This window comes from Burkholderiaceae bacterium (genome assembly GCA_024235995.1).
Taxonomy (GTDB): domain Bacteria; phylum Pseudomonadota; class Gammaproteobacteria; order Burkholderiales; family Burkholderiaceae_C; genus Ottowia.
On sequence record JACKLI010000001.1, the window covers coordinates 1,441,057 to 1,455,722 of the forward strand.

A 14,666-nucleotide genomic window follows, 5' to 3' on the forward strand; every position below is an offset into this window, starting at 1 on the left:
CGCATGGCCGACGCTGCCCCGTCCATCAACCTGACGAACCACTTCCTGATCGCCATGCCGGGCATGGAGGATCGGACGTTCGCCCGCAGCGTGGTCTACGTGTGCGAGCACAGCGAGCACGGCGCGCTGGGCCTGATCATCAACAAGCCGGGCGACATCAGCATGGCCGACCTGTTCCACAAGGTCGACCTGCCGCTGGCGCGCGCCGAACTGGGCGTGCAGCCCGTGTTCCAGGGCGGCCCGGTGCAGACCGAGCGCGGCTTCGTGCTGCACGAACCCGTGGTGGCCGAGGGCCTGCCGCCCGATGAATCCCTTTACGCGTCGACCCTGGCGGTGCCCGGCGGGCTGGAGATGACCACCTCCAAGGACGTGCTGGAGGCCCTGTCCAGCGGCGGCGGGCCGCGCCGGGTGCTGGTCACGCTGGGCTACTCGGCCTGGGACGGCGGGCAGCTCGAATCCGAGATCGCCGGCAACAGCTGGCTGACGGTGGACGCCGACGCCAACCTGATCTTCGACACCCCCATCGAGCAGCGCTATGAAAGCGCGCTGGCGCTGCTGGGCCTGCAGGCCTGGCGCCTGGCCCCCGAGGCGGGTCACGCCTGATGAACGGGGCGGCGAGCACCAGCGTTCCGGCTCAGGCCAGCCAGTTCCTGGCTTTCGACTTCGGTCTCAAGCGCACGGGGGTGGCCAGCGGCAACCGCATCACGCGCAGCGCCACGCCGCAGGGCAGCATCCATGCGGAAGGCGACGCGCGCTGGGCGCCGATCGCCGCGCGGGTGAAGGAGTGGCAGCCCGACGCCCTGGTGGTCGGCGTGCCCCGGCACCCCGACGGCGCCGAGCACGACAACACCCGCCGCGCCCAGCGCTTTGCGCGCCAGCTGCGCGCGCGCTTCGGCCTGCCGGTGTACGAGGTGGACGAGCGCTACAGCACCACCGAGGCGCTGGCGACCGGCGCGCGCGACGCTGATGCGGCGGCGGCGGCCATCATCCTGGAGCAGTTCTTGAGGAGTCTTGCATGAGTTCACTGGCTCTGGATGCCGAGGCGCTGTACGGCGAGCTGGCGCGCGGCGTGCGCGGCCTGCTGGAGGCCGATACGCAGTTGGCGGGCGTGGTCTCGGGCGGCTGGTGGCTGGCCGAGCGCCTGCAGCGCGAGCTGGGGCGCGCGGGCGCTCCCGGCGCGCTGTCCTCGGCGCTGCACCGCGACGATTTCGCCAAGCGCGGCCTGGCCGGCAGCGGGCAGACCACGCTGCCCTTCGAGGTCGACGGCGCCGACATCCTGCTGCTGGACGACGTGCTGTTCACCGGCCGCACCATCCGCGCCGTGGTCAACGAGCTGTTCGACTACGGCCGGCCGGCGCGCGTGCGGCTGGCGGTGCTGGTCGACCGCGGCGGGCGCGAGCTGCCGGTGGCGGCCGAGTTCGCGGCGGCGCGGCTGATGCTGCCCGCCACCCAGTCGCTGGAGCTGGCGCGCGAGGGCGACGGCAGGTTCAGCTTTCGCATCGAGGCACGGAGCTGAGCATGCTGGGCCGCACCAACCCCCAACTCAACCAGCACGGCGAGCTGATCCACCTGCTGTCCACCGAGGGCCTGGGCCGCGAGATGCTCACCCACATCCTGGACACCGCCGCGCAGTTCGTCAGCGTGAGCGACCGCGAGGTCAAGAAGGTGCCGCTGCTGCGCGGCAAGAGCGTGTTCAACCTGTTCTTCGAGAACAGCACGCGCACCCGCACCACCTTCGACATCGCCGCCACGCGGCTGTCGGCCGACGTCTACACGCTGGACATCGCGCGCTCGTCCACCGCCAAGGGCGAGTCGCTGCTGGACACCGTGGCCAACCTGAGCGCCATGGCCGCCGACGTCTTCGTCGTGCGCCACAGCGAAAGCGGCGCGCCCTACCTGCTGGCCCAGCACGTGGCGCCGCACGTGCACGTCATCAACGCCGGCGACGGGCGCCACGCGCACCCCACGCAGGGCCTGCTCGACATGTACACCATCCGCCACTACAAGAAGGATTTTTCCAACCTGGTGGTGGCCATCGTCGGCGACATCCTGCACTCGCGCGTGGCGCGCTCGGACATCCATGCCCTCAACACCCTGGGCGCGGCCGAGGTGCGCGTGGTCGGCCCCAAAACCCTGGTGCCGGGCGACCTGGCACCCATGGGCGTGCGCGTGTGCCACACGCTGCAGGAGGGCATCCAGGACGCCGACGTGGTCATCATGCTGCGGCTGCAGAACGAGCGCATGAGCGGCGCGCTGCTGCCCTCCAGCCAGGAGTATTTCAACAGCTTCGGCCTCACGCCCGAGAAGCTGGCCTGGGCCCGGCCCGATGCCATCGTCATGCACCCGGGCCCCATCAACCGCGGGGTCGAGATCGACTCGCAGGTGGTCGACGGCGGCCAGAGCGTGATCCTGCCGCAGGTCACCTTCGGCGTGGCCGTGCGCATGGCGGTGATGAGCATCGTGGCGGGCAACGAGGGATGACGGGCGCTAACAAAACAATAGCTTATGAGGCATGTTCCACGCGGGCTATAGGCTGATTTGATTCAAGAACCATGAAAATCCTGATCCAGCGCGGCCGTGTGATCGACCCGGCCAGCGGGCGCGACGAAATCGCCGACGTGGCGATTGCCGCCGGCCGCATCCTGAGCATAGGCCGCGCGCCGGAGGGCTTTGCGCCCACGCGCCGCATCGACGCCGCCGGCTGCTGGGTGCTGCCCGGCCTGGTCGATTTGTGCGCGCGCCTGCGCGAGCCGGGCCACGAGCACGCCCACATGCTGGAAAGCGAAATGGCCGCCGCGGTGGCTGGCGGCGTGACCAGCCTGGTGTGCCCGCCCGACACCGACCCGGTGCTGGACGAGCCCGGCCTGGTCGAGATGCTGCGCATGCGCGCCGAGAAGCTGCACCAGGCGCGGGTGTTCCCGCAGGGCGCGCTCACGCGCGGCCTGAAGGGCGAGGTGCTGACCGAGATGGGCCTGCTGACGGCCGCCGGCTGCATCGCCTTCGGCCAGGCCGACGCGCCCGTCGTCAACACCCAGGTGCTGCAGCGCGCGCTGCAGTACGCCAGCACCTTCGACTACGCCATCTGGCTGCGCCCGCTGGACCCGTGGCTGGGCGGCGGCGTGGCCGCCAGCGGGCCGCTGGCCATGCGCATGGGCCTGGCCGGCGTGCCGGTGATGGCCGAGACCATTGCCCTGCACACCGTGTTCGAGCTGCTGCGCGGCATGGCCGGCGCGCCGCGCGTGCACCTGTGCCGCCTGTCCAGCGCCGCCGGCGTGGCCCTGCTGCGCCAGGCCAAGGCCGAGGGCCTGCGCGTGACGGCCGACGTCAGCCTCCATTCGCTGCTGCTGACCGACCAGGACATCGGCCACTTCGACAGCCACGCGCGCCTGAACCCGCCGCTGCGCCAGGCGCGCGACCGCGACGCGCTGGCCGCCGCGCTGCTGGACGGCACCCTCGACGCGCTGGTGTCCGACCACACCCCGGTCGATGCCGACGCCAAGCAACTGCCCTTTGCCGAGGCCGAGCCCGGCGCCACCGCGCTCGAGCTGCTGCTGCCGCTGGCGCTGCAATGGGGGCAGGGCGGCGGCGCCGGCCTGCCGCGCGCGCTGGCCGCCGTCACCCACGGCCCGGCCCAGGTGCTGGGCGGCGCGCTGGGCACACTGCAGGCCAGCTGCGGGCGCCTGGTGGAGGGCGGCGTGGCCGACCTGTGCGTGTTCGACCCGCAGGCGCGCTGGCGCGTCGAGCCCGCCGCGCTGCGCAGCCAGGGCAAGCACACGCCCTTCGAGGGGCGCGAGCTCACGGGCCGCGTGCGCTGCACCCTGGTGGGCGGCTACTGGGCGCACGGGGATTGACTTCTTCTCCCTCTCCCCCGAGGGGCGAGGGAGCAAGGCCGTCAACCCGGATCGGGCGCGAACACCACCACGTGGTCCACCTCGGGCTGGATGCCGATCCACTCGCCCACGCGGTGGTCGTGGTGGCTGGGCACGTGCGCCAGCACCGTCTCGCCGCTGGCCAGCTGCAGGGTGTAGAGAAACTCCGAACCGCGGAACGCCTTGCGCACGATGCGCGCCTGCACCGGAGCGTGGTCGTCGTGCACGATGTCGTCGGCGCGCAGCAGCAGGTCGCAGCGCCCGTCGGGGTAGGCGCCCGGCAGCGGGCATTCGGCGTGGTCGCGCAGTTCGCCCAGCGGCGTCTGCACGTGGCTGCCGGCGGTGTCGTGCACGATGCGCGCGGGCACGAACACGCCGTGGCCGATGAAGTCGGCCACGAAGCGCGTGGCCGGGCGGTGGTAGAGCGTGTAGGCGTCCTCCCACTGGTGCAGCCGGCCCTGGTGCATCACCCCGATCCGGTCGCCGATGGCGAAGGCCTCGAACTGGTCGTGCGTGACGAACAGCGCCGTGGCGCCGGCCGTCTTCAGGATGCTGCGCAGCTCGTGCGCCAGGCGCTCGCGCAGGTCCACGTCGAGGTTGGAGAACGGCTCGTCCAGCAGCAGCAGGCGCGGCCGCGGCGCCATGGCGCGCGCCAGCGCCACGCGCTGCTGCTGGCCGCCCGACAGCTCGTGCGGAAAGCGCGCCTCGCTGCCCGGCAGGTCGACCAGCGCCAGCGCCTCGGCCACGCGCTGGCGGCGCTCGGCGGCCGGCAGCTGCCGCAGGCCGAAGGCCACGTTGCGCCCCACGTCCAGGTGCGGAAAGAGGGCGTAGTCCTGGAACACCATGCCGATGCGCCGCGCCTCGGGCGCCAGGTGCGCCTGCGCGCTGCTGACGAGCTGGCCGTCCAGCCGGATCTGGCCGCTGCTCACGTGCTCCAGCCCCGCCACGGCGCGCAGCAGCGTGGTCTTGCCGCAGCCCGAGGGGCCGATCAGCACGCCGATCTCGCCCGCGTGCAGGCCCAGCGTCGCGCCCTGCACGGCGGCCCGCGCCTGGCCCGCGTAGCGCACGTCCACCTGGTCGATCTGCAGGAACATGGTGGAATTGTAGATGCGTACAATTCTCATTGGCCGCCGCGCGCCGGTGGATCAAGATAAAAACCGCTTGCAGCCGGCGTGCAACCTGCGCGAGCAGCTTTCGATTCCATAGCAAAACCCCCGCCATCTTGCGCGCCGTCCCGACCCTGATCCTGCTGCTCGTCGCCGCCGTGCTGGCGCTGCCGGTGCTGGCCCTGCTCGGCGCCTGGACGCAGTGGGACGCGGCCACGGCGCAGATCCTGCAGGAGATGACGCGCACCGTGCTGCCGCAGTACCTGGGCACCACCGTGGGGCTGGCGCTGATGGTGGGCGTGGGCGTGGTGGCGGTCGGCGTGCCGGCGGCGGTGCTGGTGACGGTGTTCGACTTTCCGGGCCGGCGCCAGTTCGAATGGCTGCTGCTGCTGCCGCTGGCCATGCCGGCCTACGTCACGGCCTACGCCTACACCGACTTCCTGCAGTTCTCGGGGCCGCTGCAGACCTGGCTGCGCGCCGCCTTCGGCCTGCAGGGGCGGCTGCTGCCCGAGGTGCGCAGCGTGTGGGGCGCGGCCTGGGTGTTCTCGTTTTCGCTCTACCCCTACGTGTACCTGCTGGCGCGCACCGCGCTGGCCGAGCGCGCGCCGCAGCTGATGGAGGCCGCGCGCCTGCTGGGCGCGGGCCTGGGCCGGCGCCTGCGCGAGGTGGCGCTGCCCATGGCACGCCCGGCGGTGGCGGCCGGCACGGCGCTGGCGCTGATGGAGGTGCTGGCCGACTACGGCGTGTCGGTGTATTTCGGTATCCAGACCTTCACCGCCGGCATCTACAAGGCCTGGCTGTCGATGGACAACCGCGTCGCCGCCGCCGAGCTGGCCACCGTGCTGCTGGCGCTGGTGGTCGTGCTGCTGTGGGGCGAGCAGCGCGCCCAGCGGCGCCTGCGCTTTGCCAGCGGCAGCACCTCGCACGCCGGCTCGGACGAGGCGCGCCCCATCGTGCTGCGCGGCTGGGCGCGGGCGCTGGCCTGGCTGCTGTGCCTGCTGCCCATGCTGATGGGCTTTGCGCTGCCGGTGCTGTTCATGCTGCGGCCGCTGTCGGCCGACTGGTCGGTGCTGCCCTGGGACCGTTTTCTGGGCTGGGCCTGGAACAGCATCCGCCTGGGCGCCATGACGGCGGTGCTGGCGGTGGGCGCGGCGTGGCTGCTGGCCTTCAGCCTGCGCCGCCGCGCCGACTGGCTGCGCCGCGCCAGCGTGCAGGTGGTGGCGCTGGGCTACGCGGTGCCCGGTGCGGTGGTGGTGGTGGGCCTGCTGCTGCCGGTGGGCTGGGTGCAGCAGCGCTGGCCCGGCGCCGGCGTGGGCGGCTGGGTGACGGCCACGGTGCTGGGCCTGGTGTGGGCGTACCTGGTGCGCTTCGTGGCGGTGGCGCTGCAGTCCGTGCAGGCCGGCTACGCGCGCGTGCCGCGCTGCCTGGACGAGTCGGCCAGCCTGCTGGGCGCCGGCGGCCTGGGCCTAGCCGCGCGCGTGCACTGGCCGCTGCTGCGCCGCGCCAGCCTGGCGGCGGGCCTGCTGGTGTTCGTCGACGTGATGAAGGAGCTGCCCGCCACCGTGGTGCTGCGCCCCTTCGACACCGACACCCTGGCCGTGGTGGCCGACCAGCTGGCGCGCGACGAGCGCCTGGGCGAGGCCGCGCTGCCCTCGCTGGCCCTGGTGCTGGTGGGGCTGGTGCCGGTCATGCTGCTCAGCCGCGCGCTGCGCGGCCGTTGACCGGCGCTTGGCTTATCATTTCCAGCGATGTCCACGCCGCTGACCGACACCCGCCAAGCCGCCGCGCCGACGCCCGGGGCCGAGCCCCAGCCGGAGCAGGTGTTTGAGCGCGCGGCCGAGGTGTTTCGCCTGATGTCGGCGCCGATGCGCCTGAAGATCATCAGCGCGCTGTGCCAGACCGAGAAGAACGTGGGCGAGCTGCTGCACGACGTGCCCACCACCCAGCCCAACATGAGCCAGCACCTGAACACGCTGTACAAGGCCGGCGTCGTCGGCCGGCGGCGCGAGGGCGTGCAGATCTACTACCACATCGCCGACGAGCGCGTGGCCGCGCTGTGCCGCGCGGTGTGCACGCAGATCGCCATCGACGACGCGCACTGACTGGCCACCTCAGCCGGATTCGAGAGAAATCGGGCCATGGCCCGCGTCATTCAAGCCCGAGGCGCTATATTTTCGATATCATCGCAACGGCCGGCGCGGGTTAACCCCCGGTGCCGGCGTGCCGCAGCGCCCCGTATCATGGGTCCGCTATATAAGCACCGGTGCATGTTTTGCCGCCGGCCCGAACCACCCTCGCAGGAGTGCTCGAGATGAAACCCGTACTGACCGCCGCGCTGACGGCCAGCATGCTGGCTGCCGCCAGCGTCTCCCAGGCCCAGGTCGATCCCTTCCAGGTGCGCAGCTGGGCCGCCGCCTGCGCCAACTGCCACGGCACGGGCGGCCACGCCCAGCCCGGCAACGAGCCGCTGGCTGGCGCCAACAAGGACGAGATGCTGAAGAAGCTGATGGACTTCAAGAGCGGCGCCAAGCCCGCCACCCTCATGCACCAGCTGGCCAAGGGCTACTCGGACGAGCAGCTGGCCGCCATCACCGCGTGGTTCGCGGCGCAGAAGAAGTGAAGGAGGGCAGCGTCATGGATCGTCGTCAATTCGTGCAGGCCGCGTCGGCCGCCTCGGTGCTGGGCGCCAGCGCCGGCTGCGCCTCGGTCGGCGGCGGCGCGGGCGGCAAGGTCGTCGTCGTGGGGGCCGGCTACGGCGGCGCCACGGCCGCCAAGTACATCCGCATGTGGTCCGACGGGCAGGTGGAGGTCACCCTGGTCGAGCCGGGCGCCGCGTTCGTCTCCTGCCCCATCTCCAACCTGGTGCTGGGCGGCAGCAAGCAGATGGCCGACATCACCACGCCCTACGACAACCTGGCCAGGCGCCACGGCGTCAGGATCGTCCAGGACCGCGCGGCCGCCATCGATGCCGACAAGCGCCAGGTGCGCCTGGCCAGCGGCGGCGTGCTGCCCTACGACCGGCTGGTGCTCTCGCCGGGCGTGGACTTCATGTGGGACCAGGTGCCCGGCCTGAAGGCGCCCGGCGCGCAGGAGCAGGTGCTGCACGCCTGGAAGGCCGGCCCGCAGACCCTGGCGCTGCGCCGCCAGCTCGAGGCCATGCCCGACGGCGGCGTGTTCGCCATCAGCATCCCGCTGGCGCCCTACCGCTGCCCGCCCGGGCCGTACGAGCGCGCCTGCCAGGTGGCGCACTACTTCAAGCAGGCCAAGCCCAAGTCGAAGGTGCTGATCCTGGACGCCAACGAGGACGTCACCTCCAAGGGCCCGCTGTTCAAGAAGGCCTGGGCCGACCGCTACAAGGGCATCGTCGAGTACCGCCCCAACCACAAGCTGGTGGACGTCGACGTGGCCAGCCGCACGCTCAAGTTCGACTTCAACGACGACCTCAGGGCGCAGGTGCTCAACGTGCTGCCGCCCATGCGCGCCGGCACGGTGGCGCACGAGGCCGGCCTGACCACCGCCAACAAGCGCTGGTGCGAGGTCGACTGGCTGACCATGGAGTCCATCGCCGCCAGGAACATCCACGTGCTGGGCGACTCGGTGCAGATCGCGCCGGCCATGCCCAAGTCCGGCCACATGGCCAACCAGCACGGCAAGGTGGCGGCCGCCGCCATCGTCGCGCTGCTGGCCGGCCGCGCGCCCAACCCGCTGCCGCTGTACAACAACACCTGCTACAGCTTCGTGAGCGACACCGACGTCGTGCACGTGGCCAGCGTGCACCGCTACGACGCCGACAAGAAGACCATGCTGCCGGTGCCGGGCTCGGGCGGGGTGTCGCCCGCCGCCAGCGAGCTGGAGGGCCGCTACGCCATGGCCTGGGCGCGCAACATCTGGGCCGATACCCTGGCATGAGGCGCCTGGGGTGGGTCGCCGGCGCGCTGGCGCTGGCGCTGACAGGGGGCGCCGCGCTGGCGCAGGACGACGACGCACGGGCGCGCCAGATCATCGGCGGCTCGTGCTTTCTGTGCCACGGCGCCGAGGGCGAATCGGCCAGCGCGGTGTTCCCGCGCCTGGCCGGCCAGAACGCCGCGTACATCGCCAAGCAGCTCGAGAACTTCAAGAGCGGCAAGCGCCAGAGCACGGCCATGGCGCCCATGGTCGACAAGCTCACGCCCGAGGACATGGCTGCGCTGGGGCGCTTTTACGCCAGCCGCCCGCCGCACAAGGAGCCCGCTCGGGACGCGCCGCTGGCCGCCGTCGGCCAGTACATCTACCAGGCGGGCAACCGCTTCAGCGGCGTGCCGGCCTGCGCCACCTGCCACGGCCCCGACGGCGCCGGCAGCAACGCGCTGCCGCGCCTGGCCGGCCAGCACGCGGCCTACCTGGACAACCAGCTCCGGCAGTTCGGCAAGCGCGAGCGCAACAACGACAACGCCGTGATGCACGCGGTGGTCGAGAAGATGACGCCGCTGGAGATGGCGGCGGTGGCCGAGTACCTGAGCGGCCGCTGAGCGCCGCTGCCGGCCTGTTGCCCCCGCGCCGCTGCGCGCGGCCGCCGATTGCGCGACACTGGGCGCGAACCCCGTCGTCGTGAGGAACGCCCGTGATGTCGTCCGCCGCTCCATCGGCCACCCAGGCCGGCGCGCTCGAATACCTCAGCCTGCCGGCCGCCGCGCGCCTGATCGCCCGCGTGGGCGTGCTCGAGTGCCTGCGCGGCGTCGAGCAGGCGATCGAGGCGGACTTCCGGCGCTGGCCCGAGTTCAGCAAGACCGCGCGGCTGGCGCAGCCCACGCCGGACGGCGTGATCGAGCTGATGCCGGTGGCCGACGCCCGGCACTTCGCCTTCAAGTACGTCAACGGCCACCCGCGCAACACCCGCCTGGGCCTGCCCACCGTGATGGCCTTCGGGGCGATCGCGCGCGTCGACACCGGCGCGCCCGTCTTCCTGAGCGAGCTGACGCTGAGCACCGCGCTGCGCACCGCCGCCACCTCGGTCATGGCGGCGCGCCGCCTGGCGCGGCCGGACAGCCGCGTGATGGCCCTGATCGGCAACGGCAGCCAGAGCGAGTTCCAGGCGCTGGGCTTCGCCGGCCTGCTGGGCATCCGCAGCCTGCGCCTGTACGACGTGGACGCGGCGGCCACGCGCAAGCTGATGCGCAACCTGGCGGACGCCGACGTCGAGCTGCGGGCCTGCGCCAGCGTGGCCGAGGCGGTGCAGGGCGCCGACATCGTGACCACGCTCACGGCCGACAAGACGCGCGCCACCGTCCTGCAGGGCGAGCTGCTGCGCCCCGGCATGCACATCAACGCCGTGGGCGGCGACTGCCCGGGCAAGACCGAGCTGGACGCGGCCATCCTGCGGCGCGCGCGGGTGTTCGTCGAGTTCGAGCCGCAGACGCGCATCGAAGGCGAGCTGCAGCACGCGGCGCCCGGCTTCGCCGTCACCGAGCTCTGGCGCGTGCTGGCCGGCCAGGCCCCGGGCCGGCGCGACGCGGCCGAGATCACGCTGTTCGACTCGGTCGGCTTCGCGCTGGAGGACTATTCGGCCATGCGCTGCCTGCAGGCGCTGGGGCGCGCCCACGGCCTGCTGGAGAGCCTGGCGCTGATGCCCGCGCTGCGTGACCCCAAGGACCTCTACAGCCTGGTGCGCGAGGCGGGCGCCGGTACCATTTGGGCATGAACGCGCCAACCCCCCTCACGCTCATCGGCGCGCCCACCGACATCGGCGCCAGCCGCCTGGGCGCCGGCATGGGGCCGGACGCGCTGCGCGTGGCCCAGCTCGGCCCGGCGCTGCAGCGCCAGGGCCGCACCGTGCGCGACCTGGGCAACCTGGCCGGCCCGCCCAACCCGGGCGGCCCGCGCGACGCCGCCAGCGGCCTGCGCCACTTGGCCGAGGTGCTGACCTGGTGCCGCGCCACGCACGACGCCGTGCACCAGGCGCTGCAGGCGCGGCAGCTGCCGCTGCTGCTGGGGGGCGACCACAGCCTGGCCGTCGGCTCCATCGGCGCCGTGGCGCGGCACTGCCGGGCCACCGGCCAGCGGTTGCGCGTGCTGTGGCTCGATGCCCATGCCGACTTCAACACGCCCGCCACCTCGCCCAGCGGCAACGCCCACGGCACGCCGGTCGCCAGCCTGTGCGGCCTGGGGCCGCCCGAGCTGGCGCGGCTGGCCGGCTTCGCGCCCGCGCTGGCGGCGGGCCATCTGTGCCAGATCGGCCTGCGCAGCGTGGACGCGCAGGAGAAGTGGCTGATCCGGCAGCACGCCATCGAGGTGTACGACATGCGCGCCGTCGACGAGCTGGGCATGCGCGAGGTGATGGCCCGCGCGCTGGCGCCGGTGGATGCCGGCGTGCACCTGCACGTGAGCTTCGACGTCGACTTCCTGGACCCCGAGATCGCCCCCGGCACCGGCACCACCGTGCGCGGCGGTCCCACCTACCGCGAGGCCCAGCTGTGCATGGAGATGATTGCCGACACCGGGCGCCTGGGCTCGCTGGACATCGTCGAGCTCAACCCCGCGCTGGACGTGCGCAACCAGACCGCCGAGCTGGTGGTGGACCTGGTGGAAAGCCTGTTCGGCAAGAGCACGCTGGTCAAGGATGTGCGGCGGGGGTGAGTGGGCGAGCAGCCGGACAGCCGGACGCAGAGGACGCCAAGGGTTCGCAAAGGACGCAAAAGAATCGAAAATTGATCAAATGCTGGGTTGGCCGGCGTGCAGAAAGCGTGATTAGCTATTTGATTAATAGCATTCCAGGAAAAATTTCTGCGTCCTTTGCGCTTTCTCCGCGTCCTCTGCGTCCGGTATTTTCAAGGCGCCACCGGCACCACCAGCGGCGCCTGCTGCGTGGCCGGCTGCGTGGTGTGCACCGGCTCGGCCAGCCAGCGCTCCATCAGGCCGCCGCCGGCCCACATGCCGGCCAGCGCCAGCCAGGCGGTGAGGGCGAAGATGGCGCCGCCGGTCAGGCCCGCGCCCACGGCGCAGCCGCCGGCCAGCATGCTGCCAAAGCCCATCAGCATGGCGCCCACGATGTAGCGCGCCATGCTGTAGCCGTCCTTGAAGCCCTCGACCTTGAACTCGCGCCCCACCCAGGCGCCCAGCGCCGAGCCCACGAACACGCCCGGCAGCATGCCGGCGTCGAAGCCGAAGGCCGGCGCCGGGCTGGCCAGCACGCGCATCAGCCACTCGGCCGAGGGGCCGCTGAAGGTCAGCCCCTGGATCTGCACCGGATCGAAGCTGCTTCGCGCCACCAGGTGGCTGAACCACCAGGCCAGCGCCACCGCCACCCCGGTGCCGACGCCGCCGATCCACATCCAGGGCCGGTTGCCCGAGCGCAGCGAGAAGATCACCGCCACCACCAGCCACAGCAGGCCCAGCACCAGGCCGTCGACCGCGCCGCCGCCCAGGCGCTGCAGCAGATGGCGCGCGGCGCCGCCGTCGATCGTCCACCACGATGCGATTTCGCCGCGCAGCGGCGCCAGGCTGCCCGCCAGCGCCGCCTGGGCCGTGACTGCGAACACCAGCCCCGACAGCAGGGCGCGCAGGTTGCCGTTGGCCGACAGCACCAGCAGGCGGCTGGCGCAGCCGCGCGTCATGATCATGCCGGCGCCGAACAGCAGGCCGCCCACCAGCGCCCCCGACAGGCTGCCGCGGTTGGCCAGCTGGCGCGCGCCGCTCACGTCCAGCGCGCCGCTCAGGATCAGCGCCTGCACCGCGACCACCGCGCTGGCGAAGGCCAGCAGCCACACCGACAGCTTTTCGGCGAACTTGCCGTGCCAGAACTCGATGACGGCCGCGCGCAGGCAAAAGCGCGAGCGCTGGGCGAAGAAGCCGAACAGCAGGCCGATGACGGCGCCGCCCGCCGCCAGCACGGGGCCGCTGCCGTGCCGGTCCACCAGGCTTGTCAAGTCCATGGCCATTCCTGATAATTACATCAGTTGTTGCTTATGAAATTATGAATATAGGAGACCGCATGCCGGCTGCCCTTGACCGACGTCAACTTCTCTCGCGGTGCGCCTGCGCGGCCTTCACGGCCGGCTGGGCCAGCGCCTGGACGCGCTACGCCGAGGCGGCGGACGCCCCGGCCGTGCCCGAGATGAAGGCGCAGGAGGCGGCGCCCGGGTGCTGGTACGTCCAGGGCCAGTCGGCGCTGGGCTCGCCGGCCAACCAGAACTTCATCTCCAACGCCGGCTTCATCGTCACCTCGGCCGGCGTGGTGGTGATCGACGCGCTGGGCTCGCCCGCGCTGGCCGAGCGCCTGCTGGCCGAAATCCGCAAGGTCACGCCGCAGCCCGTCACCCACGTCATCCTCACGCACTACCACGCCGACCACGTCTACGGCCTGCAGGTGTTCGCGGCCTTGGGCGCCAAGATCATCGCCCAGAAGAACGGGCGCGAATACCTGTACTCCGAGACCGCGCGCCAGCGGCTGGAGGCCTCGCGCAAGGACCTGGCGCCCTGGATCGACGGCCAGACCCGCCTGGTGCCGGCCACCGACTGGATCGAAGGCCGCACCGAGCTGACGGTGGGCGGCACCCGGCTGATCCTGCAGCCCGTGGGCCCCGCGCACACGCCCGACGACCTGGTGATCTACGTGCCGGCGCGCAAGGTGCTGTACGCGGGCGACCTGGTGTTCCGCAACCGCGTCCCCTTCGTCGGCGAGGCCGACAGCGGCCACTGGATCGAGTCGCTGGACACGCTGCTGGGCTTCGGCGCCGAGGTCATCGTGCCGGGCCACGGCCCGGTGTCCACCGACGCGCGCAAGGACATGCAGCTCACGCGCGACTACCTGGCCTACCTGCGCAAGACCATGGGCGCGGCCGCGCGCGACATGACGCCGTTCGACGAGGCGTACAAGGCCACCGACTGGAGCCAGTGGGAGAATCTGCCCCTGTTCGGCCCCGCCAACCGCATGAACGCCTACAACACCTACCTGCTGATGGAGCACGAGACGAAATGACGCCGATGCCATGGCCGCCGCTGGGGCGCCGCCGCCTGCTGGCGGGCCTGGGCGCGCTGGCGGCGCTGGGGCTTGCGGCGCCGGCGCGCGCCGCGGCCAAGACCCTGTCGCCCTCGCGCGCGCTGCCGGCCGAGCTGGCGCAGGCGCTGGCGGCCGGGCACCCGCTGGTGGTCATGGTCAGCCTGCACGGCTGCCCCTGGTGCAAGGTGGTGCGCGAGCACTACCTGGCGCCCATGCACGCCGACGAAGGCCTGCCCGTGGTGCAGGTCGATTGGGGCAGCGCGCAGGCCACGCAGACGGTGGACGGCACGCCCATCACCCATGGCGAGCTGGCGCGCGCCTGGAAGATCAAGCTGGCGCCCACCGTGCTGTTCCTGGGCGCCGGCGGGCGCGAGGTGGCCGAGCGGCTGGAAGGCGGCGCGCCCGACTTCTACAGCGCGTACCTGGACCAGCGCCTGGCGCAGGCCCGGCAGGCCGTGCGGGCTTGAGATGAAACACCCCCAGTCTCCACTCGCTGCGCGATGTTTCGCCTTCCCCCTTGCAGGGGGCACGCCCTCTGGCCGGGGAAACCCCGACCAGGGGCTTACGCGCGTGGCCTGCTCTGCGGCCCTTGGGCTCTTGGTGTTTCCTGCGCTGCGGGCGGCGCGCAGCGCGGTGGATAACTGATTTTGAAATTCCTTGACCTCGGATAAACCCGATGGTCATCGGGGGCGGAAGGCATTAATATAAGCGCATGCG

Annotated in this window: 16 protein-coding genes; 14 read left to right on the top strand and 2 right to left on the bottom strand. The window is 72.1% G+C overall.

Translation table 11 applies throughout. The features are described from left to right. Positions 1-3 precede the first annotated feature (3 nt). The 5 genes from H6927_06985 to H6927_07005 all read left to right on the top strand — a co-directional run bounded on the left by H6927_06985 (position 4) and on the right by H6927_07005 (position 3,851). The gene (locus H6927_06985) at positions 4-603 is read left to right on the top strand and encodes a YqgE/AlgH family protein (GenBank protein MCP5217844.1); all 600 of its coding nucleotides are present in this window, start codon (positions 4-6) and stop codon (positions 601-603) included. After that, positions 603-1,019, top strand: coding sequence for a Holliday junction resolvase RuvX (gene ruvX / locus H6927_06990; GenBank protein MCP5217845.1), 417 nt, complete (start codon positions 603-605; stop codon positions 1,017-1,019). Before H6927_06985 ends, ruvX begins: the two co-directional genes overlap by 1 nt. Next, the gene (gene pyrR / locus H6927_06995; protein MCP5217846.1) at positions 1,016-1,516 is read left to right on the top strand and encodes a bifunctional pyr operon transcriptional regulator/uracil phosphoribosyltransferase PyrR; all 501 of its coding nucleotides are present in this window, start codon (positions 1,016-1,018) and stop codon (positions 1,514-1,516) included. Before ruvX ends, pyrR begins: the two co-directional genes overlap by 4 nt. 2 nt (positions 1,517-1,518) lie before the next feature. After that, entirely contained in the window at positions 1,519-2,481 is a 963-nt protein-coding gene (locus tag H6927_07000; GenBank protein MCP5217847.1) for an aspartate carbamoyltransferase catalytic subunit, read from the top strand. Between the two features lie 71 nt (positions 2,482-2,552). Further along, positions 2,553-3,851 (top strand): dihydroorotase, encoded by a 1,299-nt coding sequence (locus H6927_07005; protein ID MCP5217848.1) that lies wholly within the window; start codon positions 2,553-2,555, stop codon positions 3,849-3,851. 41 nt (positions 3,852-3,892) lie between these two features. Here H6927_07005 and H6927_07010 read toward each other — a convergent pair whose 3' ends face one another. Then, positions 3,893-4,963, bottom strand: coding sequence for an ABC transporter ATP-binding protein (locus tag H6927_07010; GenBank protein ID MCP5217849.1), 1,071 nt, complete (start codon positions 4,961-4,963; stop codon positions 3,893-3,895). A gap of 56 nt (positions 4,964-5,019) precedes the next feature. Here H6927_07010 and H6927_07015 point away from each other — a divergent pair, with 56 nt between their 5' ends. From H6927_07015 to rocF, 7 genes are all read left to right on the top strand, one after another. Continuing rightward, on the top strand, positions 5,020-6,696 hold the full coding sequence (locus H6927_07015) for an iron ABC transporter permease (protein ID MCP5217850.1): 1,677 nt from the start codon (positions 5,020-5,022) through the stop codon (positions 6,694-6,696). Between the two features lie 27 nt (positions 6,697-6,723). Then, a complete protein-coding gene (locus H6927_07020; protein ID MCP5217851.1) occupies positions 6,724-7,077 on the top strand; it encodes a helix-turn-helix transcriptional regulator in 354 nt (117 codons plus the stop codon). Between the two features lie 209 nt (positions 7,078-7,286). Further along, positions 7,287-7,595, top strand: coding sequence for a c-type cytochrome (locus H6927_07025; protein MCP5217852.1), 309 nt, complete (start codon positions 7,287-7,289; stop codon positions 7,593-7,595). 14 nt (positions 7,596-7,609) lie between these two features. Then, a complete protein-coding gene (locus tag H6927_07030) occupies positions 7,610-8,884 on the top strand; it encodes an FAD-dependent oxidoreductase (GenBank protein ID MCP5217853.1) in 1,275 nt (424 codons plus the stop codon). Beyond that, a complete protein-coding gene (locus tag H6927_07035; GenBank protein ID MCP5217854.1) occupies positions 8,881-9,483 on the top strand; it encodes a cytochrome c4 in 603 nt (200 codons plus the stop codon). The genes H6927_07030 and H6927_07035 overlap by 4 nt, the downstream gene beginning before the upstream one ends. A 95-nt stretch (positions 9,484-9,578) precedes the next feature. Then, positions 9,579-10,652 (top strand): ornithine cyclodeaminase, encoded by a 1,074-nt coding sequence (locus H6927_07040; protein ID MCP5217855.1) that lies wholly within the window; start codon positions 9,579-9,581, stop codon positions 10,650-10,652. Further along, positions 10,649-11,587 (top strand): arginase, encoded by a 939-nt coding sequence (gene rocF / locus H6927_07045; protein ID MCP5217856.1) that lies wholly within the window; start codon positions 10,649-10,651, stop codon positions 11,585-11,587. Before H6927_07040 ends, rocF begins: the two co-directional genes overlap by 4 nt. A 191-nt stretch (positions 11,588-11,778) precedes the next feature. Here rocF and H6927_07050 read toward each other — a convergent pair whose 3' ends face one another. Continuing rightward, the gene (locus H6927_07050) at positions 11,779-12,888 is read right to left on the bottom strand and encodes a YeeE/YedE family protein (GenBank protein MCP5217857.1); all 1,110 of its coding nucleotides are present in this window, start codon (positions 12,886-12,888) and stop codon (positions 11,779-11,781) included. A gap of 176 nt (positions 12,889-13,064) precedes the next feature. Here H6927_07050 and H6927_07055 point away from each other — a divergent pair, with 176 nt between their 5' ends. Together H6927_07055 and H6927_07060 are read left to right on the top strand one after the other, a co-directional pair. Beyond that, positions 13,065-13,928: an MBL fold metallo-hydrolase gene (locus tag H6927_07055; GenBank protein ID MCP5217858.1), complete on the top strand. Its 864-nt coding sequence runs from the start codon at positions 13,065-13,067 to the stop codon at positions 13,926-13,928. A gap of 38 nt (positions 13,929-13,966) precedes the next feature. Further along, the gene (locus tag H6927_07060) at positions 13,967-14,416 is read left to right on the top strand and encodes a hypothetical protein (GenBank protein MCP5217859.1); all 450 of its coding nucleotides are present in this window, start codon (positions 13,967-13,969) and stop codon (positions 14,414-14,416) included. Positions 14,417-14,666: the final 250 nt, after the last annotated feature.

Coding starts and splice junctions, on each gene's coding strand:
- H6927_06985 (MCP5217844.1), top strand. CDS start 4: ATGGCCGACGCTGCCCCGTCCATCAACCTGACGAACCACTTCCTGATC.
- ruvX (MCP5217845.1), top strand. CDS start 603: ATGAACGGGGCGGCGAGCACCAGCGTTCCGGCTCAGGCCAGCCAGTTC.
- pyrR (MCP5217846.1), top strand. CDS start 1,016: ATGAGTTCACTGGCTCTGGATGCCGAGGCGCTGTACGGCGAGCTGGCG.
- H6927_07000 (MCP5217847.1), top strand. CDS start 1,519: ATGCTGGGCCGCACCAACCCCCAACTCAACCAGCACGGCGAGCTGATC.
- H6927_07005 (MCP5217848.1), top strand. CDS start 2,553: ATGAAAATCCTGATCCAGCGCGGCCGTGTGATCGACCCGGCCAGCGGG.
- H6927_07010 (MCP5217849.1), bottom strand. CDS start 4,963: ATGTTCCTGCAGATCGACCAGGTGGACGTGCGCTACGCGGGCCAGGCG.
- H6927_07020 (MCP5217851.1), top strand. CDS start 6,724: ATGTCCACGCCGCTGACCGACACCCGCCAAGCCGCCGCGCCGACGCCC.
- H6927_07025 (MCP5217852.1), top strand. CDS start 7,287: ATGAAACCCGTACTGACCGCCGCGCTGACGGCCAGCATGCTGGCTGCC.
- H6927_07030 (MCP5217853.1), top strand. CDS start 7,610: ATGGATCGTCGTCAATTCGTGCAGGCCGCGTCGGCCGCCTCGGTGCTG.
- H6927_07035 (MCP5217854.1), top strand. CDS start 8,881: ATGAGGCGCCTGGGGTGGGTCGCCGGCGCGCTGGCGCTGGCGCTGACA.
- H6927_07040 (MCP5217855.1), top strand. CDS start 9,579: ATGTCGTCCGCCGCTCCATCGGCCACCCAGGCCGGCGCGCTCGAATAC.
- rocF (MCP5217856.1), top strand. CDS start 10,649: ATGAACGCGCCAACCCCCCTCACGCTCATCGGCGCGCCCACCGACATC.
- H6927_07050 (MCP5217857.1), bottom strand. CDS start 12,888: ATGGCCATGGACTTGACAAGCCTGGTGGACCGGCACGGCAGCGGCCCC.
- H6927_07055 (MCP5217858.1), top strand. CDS start 13,065: ATGAAGGCGCAGGAGGCGGCGCCCGGGTGCTGGTACGTCCAGGGCCAG.